Source organism: Clostridium sp. TJA038, from assembly GCF_058310255.1.
Genome location: NZ_JBZEFA010000001.1, coordinates 481,856 through 500,918, shown reverse-complemented (window position 1 = coordinate 500,918; position 19,063 = coordinate 481,856). Strand labels below are relative to the sequence as shown.

At 29.2% G+C, this 19,063-nt stretch carries 19 protein-coding genes; 1 reads left to right on the top strand and 18 read right to left on the bottom strand.

Features of this window, described 5'->3' with window-relative positions; translation table 11 throughout:
• Positions 1-5 precede the first annotated feature (5 nt).
• The 5 genes from coaD to AC4FQV_RS02380 form a co-directional block, all read right to left on the bottom strand.
• On the bottom strand, positions 6-500 hold the full coding sequence (gene coaD, locus AC4FQV_RS02400; RefSeq protein WP_491139068.1) for a pantetheine-phosphate adenylyltransferase: 495 nt from the start codon (positions 498-500) through the stop codon (positions 6-8).
• 1 nt (position 501) lies between these two features.
• Entirely contained in the window at positions 502-1,059 is a 558-nt protein-coding gene (gene rsmD, locus AC4FQV_RS02395; RefSeq protein WP_491139069.1) for a 16S rRNA (guanine(966)-N(2))-methyltransferase RsmD, read from the bottom strand.
• Between the two features lie 64 nt (positions 1,060-1,123).
• Positions 1,124-3,160 carry an ATP-dependent DNA helicase RecG gene (recG, locus tag AC4FQV_RS02390; protein WP_491164982.1) on the bottom strand — a complete coding sequence of 679 codons (2,037 nt, stop codon included), beginning with the start codon at positions 3,158-3,160 and terminating at the stop codon, positions 1,124-1,126.
• 141 nt (positions 3,161-3,301) lie between these two features.
• The gene (locus AC4FQV_RS02385; RefSeq protein ID WP_491139070.1) at positions 3,302-4,957 is read right to left on the bottom strand and encodes a DAK2 domain-containing protein; all 1,656 of its coding nucleotides are present in this window, start codon (positions 4,955-4,957) and stop codon (positions 3,302-3,304) included.
• 13 nt (positions 4,958-4,970) lie between these two features.
• Positions 4,971-5,318 carry an Asp23/Gls24 family envelope stress response protein gene (locus tag AC4FQV_RS02380; RefSeq protein ID WP_491139071.1) on the bottom strand — a complete coding sequence of 116 codons (348 nt, stop codon included), beginning with the start codon at positions 5,316-5,318 and terminating at the stop codon, positions 4,971-4,973.
• Between the two features lie 254 nt (positions 5,319-5,572).
• Between AC4FQV_RS02380 and rpmB the strand changes: the two genes are divergently transcribed.
• Complete coding sequence (gene rpmB, locus AC4FQV_RS02375) at positions 5,573-5,764, top strand: 50S ribosomal protein L28 (protein WP_003458496.1); 192 nt, start codon at positions 5,573-5,575, stop codon at positions 5,762-5,764.
• Positions 5,765-5,856: 92 nt separating this feature from the next.
• Here rpmB and spoVM read toward each other — a convergent pair whose 3' ends face one another.
• The 13 genes from spoVM to coaBC all read right to left on the bottom strand — a co-directional run bounded on the left by spoVM (position 5,857) and on the right by coaBC (position 19,058).
• Positions 5,857-5,931 carry a stage V sporulation protein SpoVM gene (spoVM, locus tag AC4FQV_RS02370; RefSeq protein ID WP_491164979.1) on the bottom strand — a complete coding sequence of 25 codons (75 nt, stop codon included), beginning with the start codon at positions 5,929-5,931 and terminating at the stop codon, positions 5,857-5,859.
• A gap of 72 nt (positions 5,932-6,003) precedes the next feature.
• Positions 6,004-6,633, bottom strand: coding sequence for a thiamine diphosphokinase (locus tag AC4FQV_RS02365; RefSeq protein ID WP_491139072.1), 630 nt, complete (start codon positions 6,631-6,633; stop codon positions 6,004-6,006).
• Between the two features lie 2 nt (positions 6,634-6,635).
• On the bottom strand, positions 6,636-7,289 hold the full coding sequence (rpe, locus tag AC4FQV_RS02360; protein ID WP_491139073.1) for a ribulose-phosphate 3-epimerase: 654 nt from the start codon (positions 7,287-7,289) through the stop codon (positions 6,636-6,638).
• The gene (gene rsgA / locus AC4FQV_RS02355; RefSeq protein WP_491139074.1) at positions 7,289-8,152 is read right to left on the bottom strand and encodes a ribosome small subunit-dependent GTPase A; all 864 of its coding nucleotides are present in this window, start codon (positions 8,150-8,152) and stop codon (positions 7,289-7,291) included. The genes rpe and rsgA overlap by 1 nt, the downstream gene beginning before the upstream one ends.
• A gap of 155 nt (positions 8,153-8,307) precedes the next feature.
• A complete protein-coding gene (pknB, locus tag AC4FQV_RS02350; RefSeq protein WP_491164192.1) occupies positions 8,308-10,368 on the bottom strand; it encodes a Stk1 family PASTA domain-containing Ser/Thr kinase in 2,061 nt (686 codons plus the stop codon).
• A 1-nt stretch (position 10,369) separates the two neighbouring features.
• Entirely contained in the window at positions 10,370-11,089 is a 720-nt protein-coding gene (locus AC4FQV_RS02345) for a Stp1/IreP family PP2C-type Ser/Thr phosphatase (protein ID WP_491139076.1), read from the bottom strand.
• An 11-nt stretch (positions 11,090-11,100) separates the two neighbouring features.
• Positions 11,101-12,144 carry a dual-specificity RNA methyltransferase RlmN gene (gene rlmN / locus AC4FQV_RS02340; RefSeq protein WP_491139077.1) on the bottom strand — a complete coding sequence of 348 codons (1,044 nt, stop codon included), beginning with the start codon at positions 12,142-12,144 and terminating at the stop codon, positions 11,101-11,103.
• 41 nt (positions 12,145-12,185) lie between these two features.
• On the bottom strand, positions 12,186-13,505 hold the full coding sequence (gene rsmB, locus AC4FQV_RS02335; protein WP_491164190.1) for a 16S rRNA (cytosine(967)-C(5))-methyltransferase RsmB: 1,320 nt from the start codon (positions 13,503-13,505) through the stop codon (positions 12,186-12,188).
• Positions 13,506-13,517: 12 nt separating this feature from the next.
• Positions 13,518-14,213 (bottom strand): zinc metallopeptidase, encoded by a 696-nt coding sequence (locus AC4FQV_RS02330; protein WP_491164187.1) that lies wholly within the window; start codon positions 14,211-14,213, stop codon positions 13,518-13,520.
• 17 nt (positions 14,214-14,230) lie between these two features.
• Positions 14,231-15,160 carry a methionyl-tRNA formyltransferase gene (fmt, locus tag AC4FQV_RS02325; protein WP_491139080.1) on the bottom strand — a complete coding sequence of 310 codons (930 nt, stop codon included), beginning with the start codon at positions 15,158-15,160 and terminating at the stop codon, positions 14,231-14,233.
• 19 nt (positions 15,161-15,179) lie between these two features.
• Complete coding sequence (gene def / locus AC4FQV_RS02320; RefSeq protein WP_491139081.1) at positions 15,180-15,623, bottom strand: peptide deformylase; 444 nt, start codon at positions 15,621-15,623, stop codon at positions 15,180-15,182.
• A gap of 13 nt (positions 15,624-15,636) precedes the next feature.
• Positions 15,637-17,832, bottom strand: a complete 2,196-nt coding sequence (priA, locus tag AC4FQV_RS02315) for a primosomal protein N' (protein ID WP_491164184.1) — start codon at positions 17,830-17,832, stop codon at positions 15,637-15,639.
• Positions 17,833-17,870: 38 nt separating this feature from the next.
• Positions 17,871-19,058 carry a bifunctional phosphopantothenoylcysteine decarboxylase/phosphopantothenate--cysteine ligase CoaBC gene (coaBC, locus tag AC4FQV_RS02310; protein WP_491164182.1) on the bottom strand — a complete coding sequence of 396 codons (1,188 nt, stop codon included), beginning with the start codon at positions 19,056-19,058 and terminating at the stop codon, positions 17,871-17,873.
• Between the last annotated feature and the right edge of the window lie 5 nt (positions 19,059-19,063).

Sequence of the window (19,063 nt, the reverse complement as noted above, 5' to 3'; positions counted from 1 at the left end):
AATAATTAACCCTCCCCTCTTAAACTAATAATCCTCTCTTGTAAATCTTCTACTATTTCTTTAGGAACAAAATTTTTTATTTCCCCTTTAAAATTTGCAACTTGCTTTATAGCTGAAGAACTTATATAAGAATAATTAGGGCTAGTAACCATAAATACTGTTTCAACCTCATTTGCTAATTCTCTATTCATAAGTGCCATTTGAAACTCATATTCAAAATCGGTAACTGACCTTAACCCTTTTATTATTACATCAGCTTTTTCTTTTCTTACAAAATCGATTAAAAGTCCATCAAAGCTTTTAACATAAACATTATTATATTTAGCTACACATTTTTCTATAAGTCTAACCCTCTCATCTATAGAAAACATACCCTTTTTATTTATATTTATAAGAACAGCCACTATTACCTTATCAAACTTGCTAGAAGCTCTTTCAATAAGGTCTAAGTGTCCCTTAGTAATAGGATCAAAACTTCCTGGATAAACTCCAATTTTCATTTTAGTCCTCCTTTATCTCATAAAAACAAACAGTAGTATTTCCATACTTTTTAACCCTTGTAAGCTTTATCTTTTCAGTTCCCTCAAATATTTCTTCACTTGAATCTATTTTTGTAACTATTAGCCCATCTTCATTAAGTAAATTCTTTTCTTCAATTATTTCTATAGCTTCTGGAATAAGGTTTTTCATATATGGAGGATCTATAAACATTAAATCAAAGACTTTACCTCTTGAAGCTAAACTTCTAAGCGCAGAATAAGCATCTGTGTTTAAAGCATGACAAAAATCTCCAAAACCTAAATTTTCTATATTTTTCTTTAAAACAGGAAAAGTTACTGGGCTTTTATCAACTAAGTAACACTCTTTAGCTCCTCTACTTGCTGCTTCTAAACCTAAACTTCCTGTACCTGCAAAAACATCTATAACTGTAGCATCTGGTATATACCACTGAATCATACTAAACATTGACTCTTTTACCCTATCTAATGTAGGTCTTGTTTCATATGTTGGTGGCGATAATAATTTTCTTCCTCTTGCTTTTCCCGCTATTATTCTCATTTAAAATATCCTCCTTTGATTGTCATTAATTATTTTATCATATTACTAGTTCTTGAACAATTTACTAATTGAAACAAATATATCTACTATCTCTTTCAATTCCTCTCATTATTTCAGTGCAAAGCTTTTTATTCTGGTCATCTATATTATTTTTAACTATTACTTTAGCTTCATAATTAGCACATTTTAATATATTTATATCATCAACTACATTAGATAAAATAAAACCTTCATCTCCATGTTGTCGCATTCCAAAAACTTCACCAGCACCTCTTAATTTTAAGTCTTCCTCTGCAATATAAAATCCATCTGAACTTTCTGTCATTATTTCCATCCTTCTTTTAGTAACATTATTTTTAGTGTTAGCTATAAGAATACAATAGGATTTATAATCGCCTCTACCAACTCTTCCTCTAAGCTGATGAAGCTGTGCTAAACCAAATCTTTCTGCATTTTCTATAATCATAACTGTAGCATTTGGCACATTAACCCCAACTTCTATAACCGTTGTAGATATTATACCTTTTATTTCTCCATTTTTAAAGTTATTTATGATATCCTCCTTTTCACTCCCCTTCATTTTTCCATGTAGCATTTCAATTTTTATATCTTTAAAAATACCTCTTTTTAATTCCTCATAAACCTTCTCTACAGAATTTAAATTAAGCTTTTCATTTTCTTCTATTAATGGAGATACTATATAAAACTGTCTTCCTTTTTCAACTTCCTTTAAAGCAAAGGTATAAGCTTTTTTTCTTTGATTAATATCAACTAAAACAGTATCTATAGTCTTTCTTCCTGGAGGAAGCTCATCAATTATTGAAATCTCTAAATCACTATATAAATAAAGGGAAAGAGTTCTTGGAATAGGCGTTGCAGTCATTACTAAAACATCTGCTCTCTTATTTTTATTTATAAGCTTACTTCTTTGCTCTACTCCAAATCTATGTTGTTCATCTGTAACTAAAAGGCCTAAATTTGTAAAGTTAACATCATCTTGTATTAAAGCATGAGTTCCTATTAACATAATTTCTTTACCACTTGATATTTTTTCTTTTATTCTTTTCTTTTCTTTCTCTTTAGTGCTTCCTGTTAATAACTCTATATCAACACCAAATTTACTTAAATGCTTTTTAGCTTCTTCATAATGCTGATTTGCTAATATTTCTGTTGGAGCCATAAGTACAGTTTGATATCCATTCATATAAATATTAAACATAGATATTAAAGCTACTAAAGTTTTACCAGAACCAACATCTCCTTGAACCAATCTATTCATAGCTACACTTCTTTTTTGGTCTAACAATATCTCTCTAACAGTTCTTGATTGTGCATTAGTTAATGTATAAGGTAGTGATTCTTTTAACTCTTTAAGAAGGGGACTAATTTTAAAACTTATACCACTATTCTCTTTTTTTATATGAGCTTTCATCATTATTATTTTTAATGAATATGTAAATAGTTCTTGAAACTTAAGTCTATTTATTGCATTTTTTAATTCTTCTCTTCCTTCTGGAAAATGTATGCTTCTTATAGCCTTATCTAAAGATATAAGTTTGTATTTTTTTATAATATAATCTGGTAAATTTTCTTTTATAATCATACTCTTAAGTATCTCATTTATAAGTTTAACTAAAATCTTATTTGTTAATCCATTTTTTAAAGAGTATATAGGCATTATTTCACTTCTATTCGCTTCTTTACATGGAATTAATGGGTTTATAATCTCTAGCGTATTACTATTTTTTTTAAATTTACCCATAAGATTATATTCATTTCCTAAAACAAAATTTCTTTTTATGTAAGGTTGATTAAACCATTTTCCAACCACCTTAAAATCCTTATAGGTGAAATTAATTGTTGTTAGTATTTTTCCATTTTTAGTTCTTATAGAGCTTCCATAACTCTTAACTTTACATTTTAAAATAGCTTTTTCATTTTCTATATTCCCCTTTAAATCTATATCATCATTTAAAAATTCATAATCTCTTGGAAAATATAAGAGTAAATCTAAAATTGTAAATATGCATGATTTATTAAGTTTTTCTTTAAGTTTTGGACCAACTCCCTTTACTAAGCCTATATCATCATATATATTAATTTTAATCTCCTCCTTAACCTTATAAAAACTATTAAAATTACAAAATTAAAGGATTATAACCATAAAATTTATAGCTATAACCCTATAATAAAATTTCTATTTATATTAATTTAAATTTCAATAAAATTTATTAAAACCTAACTATTCTACTGACATTATAAAATAATATAAAGGTTGTTCCCCTTTGTAGCATTGAACATCTAAGTCTTCATACTTTTCTTCTAGTTTTTCAACTAAAGCATCAACTTTATCTTCATCACAGTCCTTACCATAGAATATAGTAATTAATTCTGAATCTTCATCAACAGAAGCATCAATTAAATCCTCTGCTACCTTATATGGGTCTTCTCCAACCTCTTTTATCTTACCTTCAACTAATCCTAATATATTACCTTCTTTTATTTCTTTACCATCAACTTCAGTATCTCTAACTGCATATGTTACAGAAGTTGTTTTAACCATTTCCATAGCTTCTTTTAATTCTTCATAATTTTCTTCAACCTCAGCTTCAGGATTAAACATAGTTATACAAGTTATTCCTTGAGGAATTGTTTTAGTTTCTATAACTCTTATATCCTTATCTGAAATTTCAGCTGCTTGATTTGCTGCCATTATTATATTTTTGTTATTAGGTAATATAAATATATGCTCTGCATTTAATTTATCAATAGCCTCTAGCATATCTTGAGTACTTGGATTCATTGTTTGACCACCTTCTATAACGTAATCAACACCTAAATCCTTAAATATATTTTTCATACCTTCACCCATAGCTACTGATATGAAAGCATATTTTTTATACTCTCCTGCTGCAACACTTTCCTCAGTATCTGAAGTATCGTTATTTTCTTCATACATACCTTCAAGCATTTCTCTATGTTCTTCTCTCATGTTATCTATTTTAATTTTTGAAAGTTCTCCAAATTTAACTGCTTCTTCTAAAACTTTTCCTGGATTATTTGTATGAATATGAACTTTAATTACATCCTCATATCCAACAACAACTAAAGAATCCCCTTTGTCTATAACCTTAGCTTTAAATTCTTCTGCATTGTTTGAATCGCCTAAAATTATAAATTCAGTACAATATCCAAATTTAATATCTTCTTCATTTATAGCTTCACTTCTATTAACTTTAGTTGCTGAAGATTTATCAAAGCTTTGTGTACCTGTAGTTACTTTTAATCCATTTTCTAAAGCTTCTTGCATTCCTTGAAGGATTATTAATAATCCCATTCCGCCTGAATCCACAACTTTAGCTTTTTTTAAGGCAGGTAACATCTCTGGTGTCTTATCAAGCATAATTTTGCTTTCTCTGCATACTTCTCTCATAAGTTCAGTTATATTTTCTTCCTTTAAGGCTACAGCAACCTCTCCAGCTGTTCTAACAATTGTAAGTATTGTTCCCTCTGTTGGTCTCATAACAGCTTTATAAGCTGATTTACTTCCTTCTAAGATAGCATTTGCAAACTCACTTGCATTAGCCTCTTCTTTTCCTTCAAGCCCTTTTGATATTCCTCTAAGAATCTGTGAAAGAATAACACCTGAATTTCCTCTAGCACCCATAAGAGCACCCTTAGCTAATTTTTTAGAAACTTCTCCTATGTTTTTGCTATTCATTCCTTCGATTTCTTTAACAGCAGCTCTAAATGTCATAGACATATTTGTTCCTGTATCTCCATCTGGAACTGGGAAAACGTTAAGAGAGTTTACATAATCACTTTGTAACTCTAACTTATTTGCTGCATTACTCATCATATAATACAAGTGTTCCCCATTTACTTTATTAAATTTCATTCTGTTTTACCTCCTAGACTCTAACCGCTTGAACATTTACTGTTATGCTAGATACTTTAAGCCCAGTATAATTTTCAACATTATATTTAACTTTTTGAATTATATTGTTTGCTATTACAGATATTTTTGTACCATATTCTACCATAACAAATACTTGTATTGTTAATTTATCATTTTTATCATCTATTTTTACGCCTTTTGTTAAATTTTCTATTCTCATTAACTCCCAAAGGCCTTCTGTAGCACTCTTAGAAACCATCCCAACAACTCCATAACATTCCATTGTTGATAGCCCAACAATCTTTGCTAAAACGTCATCAGTATAAGACACATTTCCATATTCATTTGAATATCCTATCATGGCGATTCCTCCTCAACTAATTAGCTATACTGTATTTAATACCTTTATTTAAGTATAATAAAATAAACACATAAACCTATTACATATACTATATTCTATATTAAATACTTTGATTATTCAAGAACTATATACCTTTTGAAACATATTTTTAAAGAATTATTTTAATATTATGCTTGCATAAACGATATATATTATGATAGAATATTATCTGTCCTATTGAAGATTTTATCTTCATTTTAAAGGAGGTGTTTTTAATGGCAAGAAGATGCGAGATTTGTAACAAAGGAGTTGTAGCTGGAGTACAATACAGTCACTCTCACAGACAATCAAAGAGAACTTGGGCTCCTAACATAAAAAAGGTTAAAGCAATCGTTAAAGGAACACCAAAAACTGTTCACGTTTGTACAAGATGCTTAAGATCTGGAAAAGTTCAAAGAGCTATATAAGAAATCTTTGGCTAAAATGCAGTTTAATAACTGCATTTTTATTTTGCATAAAAAAGGGATAAGTTTTAAACTTATCCCTTTTCTTTTCCATCTTATGTATCAGATTTCTTATTTCCTTTAAAAGCTCTAACTATCTTAGATAAAAACTTTGGTAATTTAATAGTCATTATTCTCATAAACTCTCTCCTACCTTAAAATTATTCTTAGTTTATTTTATGCAGAAGAAACCTAAATTGTGATTAATCTCTTGAATATATAACTAAAACCTCTCCCTTTTCAAAGGAAATTTCAATATAATCATCAACAAATTCATTAGACACACATAAGGAATCTCCTATTAAAAGTTTATGATTTAAAAGCTCATATTTAGAACCCTTTATAGAAAAATTATTTACAGGACAACCAAAAGCTTGAAAGGATATATAATCACCAAATTCTTTCTCTAACCTTGTCCCTTTATTTTCTAAATATATTTTATTATTGTCATCAATAATATAGGTTTTAATATTTTTTCTTAACCCTTCTCTTAATAACCCTAAATTAGCCATTACATGGTCTATTCTTGTACCTGTAACACCTAATAAAGCTATCTCTGTAGCGCCTAACTCTATAGCCTTTAAAAAAGCTATTTCTGTATCTGTATAATCCTTCTCTGGATTAAATTTTTCAATATTTAAATTTTCTAATATCTCTTTAAATTCTTCTCCAATGGAGTCAAAATCACCTAAAGCATAATCTGGAGTAATATCATTTTCTATATAAGCTTCTACTCCTTTATCTGCTGCAATTAATAAATCACAATCTTTAATCTCTTTTTTTAAAAGTTTAGAACTTGGTTTATTTCCTCCAGCTATTATAAGAGCTTTCATAATTATAAAGCCTCTCTTAAAGCTTTAATATTTTCTTCTATATTATTTCCTTTAAATACAGCTGAACCTGCAACTAAAACGTTAGCACCAGAGTCTACTATTTCTTTTATATTATCTGTTCCAACGCCTCCATCTACTTGAATTAGTAAATCTTCTCTTCCACAAGCTTTAGCCATACTCTTAACTTCTTTTATTTTATCTAAACTATAAGGTATAAAACTTTGTCCTCCAAATCCTGGGTTAACAGACATTATTAATACCATATCTAAAGAAGCTATTAAATTTTTAAGCATTGAAACTGGTGTTCCTGGATTTAAAGCTATTCCAGCTTTGCAACCCTTACTTTTTATATAATTTATTGTTCTATCTATATGTCTATCTGCTTCATAATGAACAGTTATTAAATCTGCTCCTGCATTTATAAATTCATCTATATATCTTCCTGGTTCTTCTATCATTAAATGAACATCAAAAACAAGATTACTTAATCCTCTTATTGCTTTCATTATTGGAAAACCAAAACTTATATTAGGAACAAAATGGCCATCCATTACATCTATATGTAAAAACTCTGCTCCCCCTTTTTCTACTCTTTTAACTTGTTCTCCTAAAACACTAAAATCTGCTGATAATATTGATGGTGCTATTTTAACCATTAATTATTCCTCCTATTTATTATCTCTTCTAAAGTTTTTATATAAAATTCATATCTTAGCTTGTTTATTTTCCCTTCTTCAACGGCTTCCTTTACAGCACACTTAGGCTCTTTATAATGATTACACCCATTAAACTTACAAAGATTATTATAATCATTAAACTCTGGGAAACAATATTTTAATCCATCCCTATCTATAAAAGTAACATCTAAAGTTGTAAAACCTGGAGTATCAACTAAATATCCCTTATCCACTTCAATAAGTTCGCTATGTCTAGTAGTATGTTTTCCTCTTCCTATTTTTTCACTAACACTTCCAGTTTCCATATGTTCTCTATTTATGAAAGAATTTAAAAGTGTTGATTTACCTGCTCCAGAGGGGCCACAAAGAACTGTTATATTATTAGCTAACCTTTCTTTTAAAGCATCAAAACCTTTTCCTTCCTTAGCATTTATGAAGAGAACCTCATAACCTATATCATTTATTAACTCCTTTAACCTTTCTTTTTCTTCATAAGTACATAAGTCCTCCTTATTTAGACATACAACTGCATGTATATCATTATACTCACAAAGAGTTAAAAATCTATTTAACAAATCTAAATTTATATCAGGATTTTTTATTGCAAAAACTACAAAGGCTTGTGTTACGTTTGCAACAGTTGGTCTTATAAGCTCTGAGCTTCTCTCATGAATCTTTTCTATTACACCTTTCCCATTCTCAACCTTTATTGTAACCTTATCTCCTACCATAGGTTTTAAAGAATTATATCTAAACTTACCTCTAGCCTTACATTCAATAATACCTTCTTCTGTTTTTATGTAGTAAAATCCACCTATGCCTTTTATTATAATTCCTTCCATGTTTCCTCCCTTTATTTAATGCTATATACTCTTATAATAAACAAAATTTAATATAAAATGCAAGAATCTTATAATCTATTTATATGATTTTGTAAAATAATAATCATATTTTATAATTTTTATAAAAAAAGAGAGCCTATTTAGCTCTCTCTTTTTTATTGATTACCCTCTGTATTTTCATTATCTTCTGGTTTTGAATTATTGCCTTGGTGTTGATTTTCTCCTGGCTTTTTATTCTCATCTGGTTTTGAATTCTCCTCTGGCTTTGTAGTACTATTATTTTTTTCATCTTCAGGCTTCTCCATAGTTACAGAAACAGAACCGCCTTCTTCTACTGTATCGTGACTTACTGAAGTTATTTTTAAGGAATCACTAGTTATTCCATTTACAGTTACATTATGGTTTGCAGCCCAATTTTTAGCATAACTTCCTGTTTTACCCACAAGCTCTCCTGCATTAAATTTAGCTTTAGCAGGTTCTCCATAGTAACTTATTGTTATTGTTAAAGTTTCTCCCTCTTTAATTGTTATTCCACCAACTTGGCTTTGGGCATAAACTTTTCCTACTTCTCCTTGACTATTTGCAGCGTCTCCTTTTACAGCATTAACTGAAACTCCAAGGTTTGCTAAAATTGATTTAGCTTCATCTACAGATTTACCTGAAACATTTGGTACATCTATAAGCTTAGTTTTTATTTCTACACCCTTACTTAAAATAACATTTATCTTAGAACCTTTATCTACAGATTCATCTTTGTTAGGGCTTTGAGAAATAACCTCTCCCTTAGCAACGCTATCACTATAATCTTCGCTAACATCACCTAATTCTAATCCTAAACTATTTAAAGTTCTCTTAACACTCTCTAAATTCATGTTTGTTAAATCAGGTACTTTAACTTGTTCAGGACCTCCACTTACAACAAGCTTCACTTCACTTTTTTTCTTAACAGAAGCCCCAACTTCTGGTTCAACTTTCAAGACTACACCTTTTTCCTCATCACTTTCTTCTGTAACTTCTACAACTTTTAATCCTAATTTTTCTAATTCTTTTTTAGCTACATCCTGTTTTTGTCCTACTACATTAGGTATTGTAACCTCTTTGTTTTCAGACATTTTTTTAACACCTACAACCCCAATAGTTCCTAATAATGCTATAGCTAAAACTGCACAAAGAATCATAACTATAGGCGATTTTTTATTGCTACTTCTTTTTTTAATGTTATTTTGAGAATCCTCTTCTTTTTGATTATCCTCATCTTCGTCGTCTTCTTCATCCTCATCTTCATCATAATCGTCAAAATCTTCAGATTTTACCTCATTATTAGGAGGTACTACAGGAGACATAACTTTTGTAAATTGATTTTCTTCTTCTTCCTTCTTAGATAAAATAGTTGCATTTGGATCCTTTTTTATTTTTTCTAAATCAGTTATCATTTCCTTAGCAGTTTGGTATCTATTAACAGGATCTTTTTCAATAGCTTTCATTATTAAATCATTTAAACTATCTGGAATATTTTTATTTATACTCTTAGGAGGTATAGCCTGTTCTTGTATATGCTTAACAGCTACAGTAACAGGGGAATCTCCGTTAAAAGGTACAACTCCTGTAACCATTTCATAAAGTACTATTCCTAAAGAATATAAATCTGTTCTATAGTCTGTATATGTTCCCTTAGCCTGTTCTGGCGAAAAGTAATGAGCAGACCCCATAACACTATTTGTATGTGCTATAGTTGATGAATCCATAGATTTAGCTATTCCAAAGTCTGTTACTTTAACAACCCCTTCTTCTGTAACCAAAATATTTTGTGGCTTAACATCTCTATGTATAATTCCACTTCTATGGGCACATTCTAAAGCCTTAGCTACCTTTATTCCTATACTTATTGCAACTTCGTAAGGCAATGGACCTTTTTCTTTAATTATATCCTTTAAAGTTTTTCCCTCAACATATTCCATTACAATATAATTGATATCATCTTGAGTTCCAACATCTAATACATTTACTACATTTGGATTAGATAAGTTAGCAATGGCTGTAGCTTCCTTTTTAAATCTTCTAACAATTTCTTCATTGTTTTTAAATTCATCTTTTAATATTTTAACAGCTACGAATCTATTTAACTTTCTACATCTAGCTTTGTACACAAAGGACATGCCACCTTCGCCTACACACTGAAGCAACTCGTACCTATTCCCTAAGATTTTACCTATCATTCTACTTCTCTCCTCCAAAAACTAACACTGTAATATTATCTTTTCCTCCCCTTGCCTTTGCCATTTCTACTAATTCATTGCATGCTTTATCAAAATTTTCAGCCTTAATTATCTTTTTCCAAATTTCATATTCTTCTACATCATTACTTAGTCCATCTGTACAAAGTAAGTATGCCTTATATTCATCTCTGTCAACTTTAAATACATCTACATCAACATTTGAATTAGTTCCTATAGCTCTAGTTATTACATTTTTTCTTGGATGGTTTCTAGCTTCCCCCTCTGTAATACAACCACTATCAACAAGTTCTTGAACTAAGGAATGATCCTTTGTTAGTTTTTTTATTCCATTTTCATTAATACCAAAACAAGAACTGTCACCTACATTGGCAACATAAACTATATTTTTAACTTCTAATATAGCTGTTATTGTTGTACCCATACCAGATAAACCTGAACTTTCTTTACTCATATTATATATTTTATTGTTAGCATGTAAAATAGCTTCTCTTAAAAGATCCTCTATAGGTATTAATGAAAATTTCTCTTTAATAAAAGATATTATACTCTCAACAGCTCTTTTACTTGCAACTTCTCCTGCATTATGTCCACCCATTCCGTCGCCAACTACATATATTGAAAATTCATCTTCTCTAGAATAAGACAAAAAGTCTTCATTTAATTCTCTAACATTTCCTTTATCTGTTACAAATCCTAACATAAAATTTCCCCCTACAGTTTCAACCCTTTTGACTTAATATAACTTCTTCTTAATTGCCCACAGGCTGCATCTATGTCTGAGCCCATTTCTCTTCTTACTGTAGCTTCTATTCCATAGGTTTTAAGAGTATTTAAAAATACTTCTATATCTTTTTTAGTAGACCTTTTAAACTCATTTTCTTTTATTTCATTTACAGGAATTAAATTGACATGACAAAGCATTCCTTTTAAAAGTCTTCCTAAACTTTTAGCATCCTCTTTAGTGTCATTAACTCCACTAACTAAAGAATACTCAAAAGTTACTCTTCTTCCTGTCTTTTCAATGTAATAATTACAAGCTTCTAAGATTTCACTTATGGAATACTTATTAGCTATTGGCATTATAGTTCTTCTCTTTTCATCAGAAACAGCATGTAAAGAGATAGCTAAGGTAACTTGCATTTCCTTATCAGCCATTTCTTTAATCTTTGGAACAAGTCCACAAGTTGATAAAGTTATATGCCTTTGACCTATGTTTAAACTATAATCAGCATTTACAACTTCTAAAAACTTCATAACATTATCATAATTATCTAAAGGCTCTCCACTTCCCATTAAAACTATATTAGATATTCTCTCTCCTAAAAGCTTTTGACCTATTAATACCTCTGATAATATTTCTCCTGAAGTTAAGTTTCTTACCATTCCTTCTAAAGTTGATGCACAGAATTTACATCCCATCCTACAACCTATTTGTGTGGAAACACAAATAGAATTTCCGTATTTATATCTCATAATAACACATTCTATTATGTTTCCATCTCTTAAGGCTAGAAGAACTTTTCTAGTTCCATCCTCACTAGAGGATAAATAATCTATAACTTCAGGTATTCCTATATAAAAGTTTTCTGAAAGTTTGTTTATTAATGCCTTAGGTATATTTTTCATTTCTTCAAAATTAAATACCTCTTTTTTATATATCCAATCGAAAATTTGCTTTGCTCTAAAGGCACTTTCTCCATTTTCTTTCATCCATTCTTTTAATTCATCTAATGTAAAATCTAAGATGTTTTTCATATAGTTTCACCTTCCATGTTTATCTTTTTTGCTTTTTACTTTTATTTTTTCTTAAGCTTAGCAATAAAGAAACCATCCATATATTTATTAGGTAATATTGTAACACTTCCATTATCGTTATATATTACATTATCTGCCTTACCTAAAAATATCTTCTCAATTTCGCAATCTGAATTTTTCTCTACAAACCAATCTATAACTTCTTCATTTTCCTTTTTATTTAAAGTACAAGTAGAATAAATTAGTTCTCCACCTTTTTTCAAATAATTCCAAGCATTATTTAAAATTTCTTTTTGAACCTTAACAACCTCTGTTAAGTCATTATTCTTTTTATTCCATTTTATTTCTGGTTTCTTTCTTATAATTCCAAGTCCTGAACAAGGAACATCTAATAAAACTCTATCTGCCCAATTTACGTAATTAGAGTTTACCTTTGTTGCATCTCCTAATTCAACTTTAATATTGCTTAATCCTAATCTATCTATATTTTCTTTTATTAAAGCTAACTTATGGTCATGAATATCAAAAGCTACAACTTCTCCTTTATTCATAAGTAACTCTCCAATATGAGTTGCCTTAGTTCCTGGTGCACTACATAAGTCCATAACTTTTTCTTCACCTTGTAAATTAAATAAAGGTGCAACTAACATTGCGCTTTCATCCTGAACTGTTATTAAACCTTCTTGATAAAGTTTATTCTTTTCTATTGCACTACCCTTTTTAATTATAATAGCTTCAGGTGAGAAAGCACCTTCTTCTATATCATATCCTTCTTCTTCAAGTCTTTCATAAACCTCATCATAGTCAGCTTTAAGTGCATTAACTCTAACTGTTATATATGGAACTGTGTTTAATCCTCTAAGAATTCTTAAAGCATCTTCTTTTCCATATTGTTTTATAAACATTTCTATCATCCATCTGTCAAAAGAAAAATCATAGCATAGAGCCTCATTATTTCTTAATCCAACCTTAAAGTTTTTGTTTTCATTTCTTAAGTAATTTCTTAAAACTCCATTTACAAGCTTACTTAAGTTAGGTGCAACTTCCTTAGTTAAGTTTACAGCTTCATTAACTATAGCATAAGGTGGCACCCTGTCTAAAAACTTCATTTGATATACTGCACTTCTTAAAATATTAAGTACATTTTCATCTATCTTTCCAATATCAGCTACAAAATTTGAAAGAATTATATCTATCATTTTTTTGTATTTTATAGTTCCATAAACAACTTCTGTTATTAATCCTTTATCCTTTGGATCTATATCATTAGATGCAAATTGCTTATTTATTTCTATATTTGAGTAAGCTCCCTTTAATAAAACATTATCTAATATTTCAACTATTATTTTTCTTGCATTCATATATTTTAACCTCTAATCATTTGAATTTCTATCGCTTATAGCGAAAAGTCTTACTAATTGTAAAACAGCCATAAGTGTTGCTGCAACATATGTTAAAGCTGCTGCTCCTAATACTTTTTTAGCTCCTTGTATTTCCTCATCATATAATATTCCTCTAGCTTCTAAAAGTTTTAAAGCTCTTGAAGATGCATTAAACTCTACTGGTAATGTTACTAGTTGAAAAAGTACAACTACAGAAAATAAAATTATACCTATAGTTACTAATCCTTTAAAACTAAATAATATTCCAACTATAAATAAAATCCAAGATAAACTTGAAGAAAAGTTAACTAAAGGAACTATGGAATTTCTAAAAACTAAAGCTGCATAAGATTCCTTATCTTGTATAGCATGCCCTACTTCATGAGCAGCTACTCCTATAGATGCTACTGATGTACTTCCATAAACATCTGAAGAAAGCCTTAAAACCTTTGACTTTGGGTCATAGTGGTCACTTAATCTTCCTCCTATTTGTTGAATTTCTACATCTTGAAGTCCTGCATCATTTAAAAGAATTCTAGCAACTTGTGCTCCTGTATACCCATTTCTACTTCTAACGGTACTATATCTATTAAAAGTGCTAGATACTTTAAATTGAGCCCAAGCTGATATTAAAATTGCTGGTATAAGTATTAAGTAAGTTGGATCAATCCTGTACGGATAAAACATAATCTCACCCTCTTAAATTATTTTAAAGTTTTACCAATTTCAATCTTGTTACCATTTATAAATTGTTCTACATATAATTGTTTACTATTTGGGAATTGTAATTTTTCTATAACAAGTATATCTTTTCCTGTTGAAACCTTAATACCTGTCTTATCTACAGATAATATAGTTCCTGCTTCCTTGTTGCTATTTCCTTTTTCAACTCTTGTTTCATATATCTTTACTACTTTATCATCATAAGATGTTAAAGCTATAGGCCAAGGGTTTAATCCTCTAACTAAATTATGAATATCTTCAGCAGGAAGATTCCAATTAATTTTAGCTAATTCTTTATTAAGCATAGGTGCATAACAAGTCTTCTCATCCTCTTGCTTTTCTGGAACTATTTTATTTTCCAAAATACCTTTTATTGTTTTAACTAATAAATCTCCGCCTCTTTCTTTTAAGATATCATGTAATTCTCCTGTTGTCATATTATCAGTTATTTCAACTTCATCTTTTAAAAGCATATCACCAGTATCAATGCCTACATCCATAAGCATTGTTGTATTTCCTGTTACCTTTTCACCTTTTATTATACTCCAATTTAAAGGTGCTGCCCCTCTATACTTAGGAAGTAATGACGCATGTAGATTTATACATCCATATTTAGGTATATCTAAAACTTCTTTAGTTAATATTTGACCAAAAGCTACCACCACAATAAAATCTGGTTTCATATTTTTTAATTCTTCTATAGTTTCAGGTTCATTTTTTAATCTTAAAGGTTGATAAACCTTTATGTTATTTTCTAAAGCAACCTCTTTAACTGGAGACATAGCTAATTTTTTTCCTCTTCCCTTTGGTCTATCTGGTTGAGTAAACACAGCCTCTACTCCAAATTCCTTTATCAAACTTTTTAATGATGGTACCGCAAATTCTGGTGTTCCCATAAATACTATCTTCATGTCAAATTCCTCCTTAGTCTTAAAGTTCGTGGTCTATAAAAAGTACTCCCTCTAAATGATCATACTCATGTTGTATAGCTCTTGCTAAAAGTTCTTCAGCCTCTAATACAAATTCATTTCCATCTATATCTAAAGCTTTTATCTTTATTTTATTAGCTCTGTTTACAGCTTTATGTCTTCCTGGTAAACTTAAGCATCCTTCTTCATCTATTTGTTCTCCACTTTTTTCTAATATTTCTGGATTTATAAAAACCTTAGCTCCCTTTCCATCCATAACATCAACAACAAAAACTCTCTTTAGTATTCCAACTTGAGGTGCCGCTAAACCAACTCCATTGTTTTCATACATAGTATCTAACATATCTTTTACTAAGATTTTTATTCTATCATTAATATCTTCAACTGCTCTACATTTTTTTCTTAGTATCTCATCTTCATTAAATCTTAAGTTCCTTATTGCCAAAATAAACTCCTCCTTACATTAAACTATTAGGATTTATATCTAAACCAATCTTAATCTCATTATAAACATCTTTAGATAATTCATAAACCCCTTTTTTTATTTTATCACATAGCTCAGAAGTTAAACTTCCCTTAATTAAAATTTGCCATCTATAAACATTTTTTATTTTGCTAATAGAACAAGGGCAAGCTTCATATATAAATATATTATCATATTCTTTTAATATATTACGAAGATAACTCTCTAATTTTTTTGAAAATACTTTTACTCTTATTTCTCCTCTACCACTTAAATTTATTAAAAATAAATCCTTAAAGGGAGGGTAATCCATAAGATTTCTAATTTCAATTTCCTTTTTAAAAAAACCTTCATAGTTATTATCTTTAGCACAGGTTAAAGCATAATGACTTGGTTCATAACTTTGAATTATTACCTCTCCTTCATTTTCTCCTCTTCCTGCTCTTCCACTTACCTGCGTTATTAACTGAAATGTTTTTTCACTTGATTTATAATCTGGAAAGTTTAAAGACATATCTGCTGCCATTACTCCAACTAAAGTAACCTTTGGAAAATCCAATCCTTTAGCTATCATCTGAGTTCCTATTAAAATATCTGCTTTTCCTTCTTTAAACTCATTATATATTTCTTCATGAGAATTTTTTCTTCTTGTAGTATCTACATCCATTCTTAAAGTTTTCGCTTCTTTAAAATAAGTATTAACTGCCTTTTCTAACTTTTCTGTCCCTGTTCCAAAATGCTTGACATATGTACTACTACATTTTGGACAAAGTCTAGGCATCTTTTCTCTTCTTCCACAGTAATGACAAACTAAATCTCCATTATTATGATAAGTCATAGATATGTCACAATTGTTACATTTAAACACAAAACCACAACTTCTACAAGAAACAAAGGAAGAAAATCCTCTTCTATTTAAAAACAAGATAACTTGTTCTTTTTTCTCTAACCTATCTTTTACTTTAAAATATAACTCCCTACTAAACATTGTCTTATTATTCGATTTTAATTCTTCTCTCATATCAACAATATTCACTTTAGGAAGCTTTCCATTATTAACTCTATTTTTAAGCTCAATTAATTCATATTTTCCCTTAAGCGCTTTATAAAAACTTGAAACACTAGGTGTTGCAGAACCTAAAACAACTTTACAATTTTTTATAAAACTTAAATATTCACAAACTTCTATAGTATTATATTTAGGGTTCATATCTGATTTATAACTACTTTCATGTTCTTCATCAACTATTATAAGCCCTAAATCTTTAAAGGGTAAAAATATAGCAGACCTTGCTCCTATAATTACCTTGACCTTATTATTTTTAACCCTAAACCACTCATCGTATCTTTCTCCATCTGAAAGCCTACTATGAAAAATAGCTACATCTTTACCAAACCTTCCTTTAAACCTTTCAATCATTTGAGGAGTTAAAGCTATTTCTGGAACTAATATTAAAGAACTTTTTTCTAAAAGAAGCATATAGCTTACTAAATTCATATAAACTTCTGTTTTTCCACTTCCTGTTACACCCTTTAATAAAAATATATTTTTTTCACTTTCTAATATCTTATCATAAGCTTTTACCTGCTCTTCATTTAATACCTTAGGTGGATAAAAATTAAACTCTCTTAAATTTTCTCTTAAAACTCTAACATCACAAGTACGAACACAACCTAAATCAATTAATTTATTAATCATATAGATTGATATATTTAGCTTTTTATTAAGTTCAGCCTTTGTAAATTTTCCACTTTCTTCTTTGATTAAGTCTAAAGCTTGTTTTTGAGGTTCACTTAATCCTTCCTTATAGCTATTAAAAACTAAAACTTGTTTTGTTCTCTCTTTATTTCCACTCATTATTTTAGGTGGAATCATAACCCTTATAGCATCTATATATTTACACATATATTTTTCTCTCAAAAACTTAATAATTTTTAAGGAATCCTCACTTAAAAGAGGTTCTTTATCACAAAGAGAATATATGCTTTTATATGCTATATTTATATTTTCAACATGATTTAATATTTTTAAAACAAAACCTTCAATTTTTTTATTTCCTTTTCCAAAAGGAACTAGAACTCTATGTCCAACCTTTATGTTTTTTTCTAAATCTTCTTTAATTTTATATGTAAAAGGTTTATCAATCGTAACAGCTTCACTATTTACAATTACTTCTGCAAATTTTTCCAAAATAATCACCCTTATTTGTATAGAATAAAAAGGCGCCCTTAGCGCCCTTTTATAATGTCAAATATATTCTTTGCAACTTCTCTTTTAGACATTTTATCTAAAGAAAACTCCTCACCAGTCTTACTTATAATAATAACTTTATTATCATCGCTAGCAAAACCAGTATCTAAATTACTTATATCATTTGCAACAATATAATCTAAATTTTTCTTCTTTAACTTACCCTTAGCATTTTCTGTTAAATTGCTACTTTCTGCTGCAAAACCAACTAAAATTTGATTCTTTTTCATTTCTCCAAGAGTTTTTAGAATATCTCTATCTCTCTCAAAAACTAAATTTAAATCTTCATCTGCTTTTTTAATTTTTTCTTTGCTATAATTTTTACTTTTATAATCAGCAACAGCAGCTGATTTAATAACAATATCAGAATCTTTAAAATGCTCTTTTATAGCATTAAACATTTCTTCATTAGTTTTTACATCAATAACATTAATACCATAAGGCTTTCTTAAAAATGTAGGTCCTGATATAAGTGTAACATCAGCACCTCTATCTCTAGCTTCCTCTGCTATTGAATAACCCATTTTACCTGAAGACCTATTTGTTAAAATCCTAACTGGGTCTATTGGTACTGTAGTAGGTCCTGCTGTAACAAGTACTTTCTTGCCAAATAAGTCCTTATTAGAATGTAACCTTCTCATTATTTCTTCTGCAATAATTTCGGTATCTTGAAGTTTACCTTTTCCCTCATCACCACAGGCTAATCTTCCACTAGCTGGTTCTATAAATTCATAACCAACTTCCTTAAGAAGACTTATATTTCTTTGAACTATAGGATTTTCATACATATTTGTATTCATTGCAGGGCAAAAAACAACTAGCGCCTTTGTTGCCATTATAGTTGTTGATAACATATCGTCAGCTATTCCATTTGCAACCTTTCCTATAATGTTAGCTGTTGCTGGAACAATAAGCATTAAGTCTGCTTTCTTTGCAAGAGATATATGCTGTATTTCCCAAGCTTTTGGTTCAGCAAACATATCTGTTATAACCATATTTTGGCTTAAGGATTGAAAAGATAAGGGTGTTACAAACTCAGTAGCGGATTTAGTCATTATAACATGTACTTCTACACCTTTTTTTCTTAACCTGCTTATAACATCTAAAGCTTTATAAACAGCTATTCCTCCACTTACTCCTAAAACAACACATTTCTTATCTTTCATAATTT

Coding starts and splice junctions, on each gene's coding strand:
- AC4FQV_RS02345 (WP_491139076.1), bottom strand. CDS start 11,089: ATGTTAGGATTTGTAACAGATAAAGGAAATGTTAGAGAATTAAATGAA.
- coaBC (WP_491164182.1), bottom strand. CDS start 19,058: ATGAAAGATAAGAAATGTGTTGTTTTAGGAGTAAGTGGAGGAATAGCT.
- pknB (WP_491164192.1), bottom strand. CDS start 10,368: ATGATAGGTAAAATCTTAGGGAATAGGTACGAGTTGCTTCAGTGTGTA.
- rpe (WP_491139073.1), bottom strand. CDS start 7,289: ATGGTTAAAATAGCACCATCAATATTATCAGCAGATTTTAGTGTTTTA.
- rsmB (WP_491164190.1), bottom strand. CDS start 13,505: ATGAATGCAAGAAAAATAATAGTTGAAATATTAGATAATGTTTTATTA.
- AC4FQV_RS02385 (WP_491139070.1), bottom strand. CDS start 4,957: ATGAAATTTAATAAAGTAAATGGGGAACACTTGTATTATATGATGAGT.
- rsgA (WP_491139074.1), bottom strand. CDS start 8,152: ATGGAAGGAATTATAATAAAAGGCATAGGTGGATTTTACTACATAAAA.
- rpmB (WP_003458496.1), top strand. CDS start 5,573: ATGGCAAGAAGATGCGAGATTTGTAACAAAGGAGTTGTAGCTGGAGTA.
- rlmN (WP_491139077.1), bottom strand. CDS start 12,144: ATGAAAAACATCTTAGATTTTACATTAGATGAATTAAAAGAATGGATG.
- AC4FQV_RS02365 (WP_491139072.1), bottom strand. CDS start 6,633: ATGAAAGCTCTTATAATAGCTGGAGGAAATAAACCAAGTTCTAAACTT.
- AC4FQV_RS02330 (WP_491164187.1), bottom strand. CDS start 14,213: ATGTTTTATCCGTACAGGATTGATCCAACTTACTTAATACTTATACCA.
- fmt (WP_491139080.1), bottom strand. CDS start 15,160: ATGAAGATAGTATTTATGGGAACACCAGAATTTGCGGTACCATCATTA.
- rsmD (WP_491139069.1), bottom strand. CDS start 1,059: ATGAGAATAATAGCGGGAAAAGCAAGAGGAAGAAAATTATTATCGCCA.
- coaD (WP_491139068.1), bottom strand. CDS start 500: ATGAAAATTGGAGTTTATCCAGGAAGTTTTGATCCTATTACTAAGGGA.
- AC4FQV_RS02380 (WP_491139071.1), bottom strand. CDS start 5,318: ATGATAGGATATTCAAATGAATATGGAAATGTGTCTTATACTGATGAC.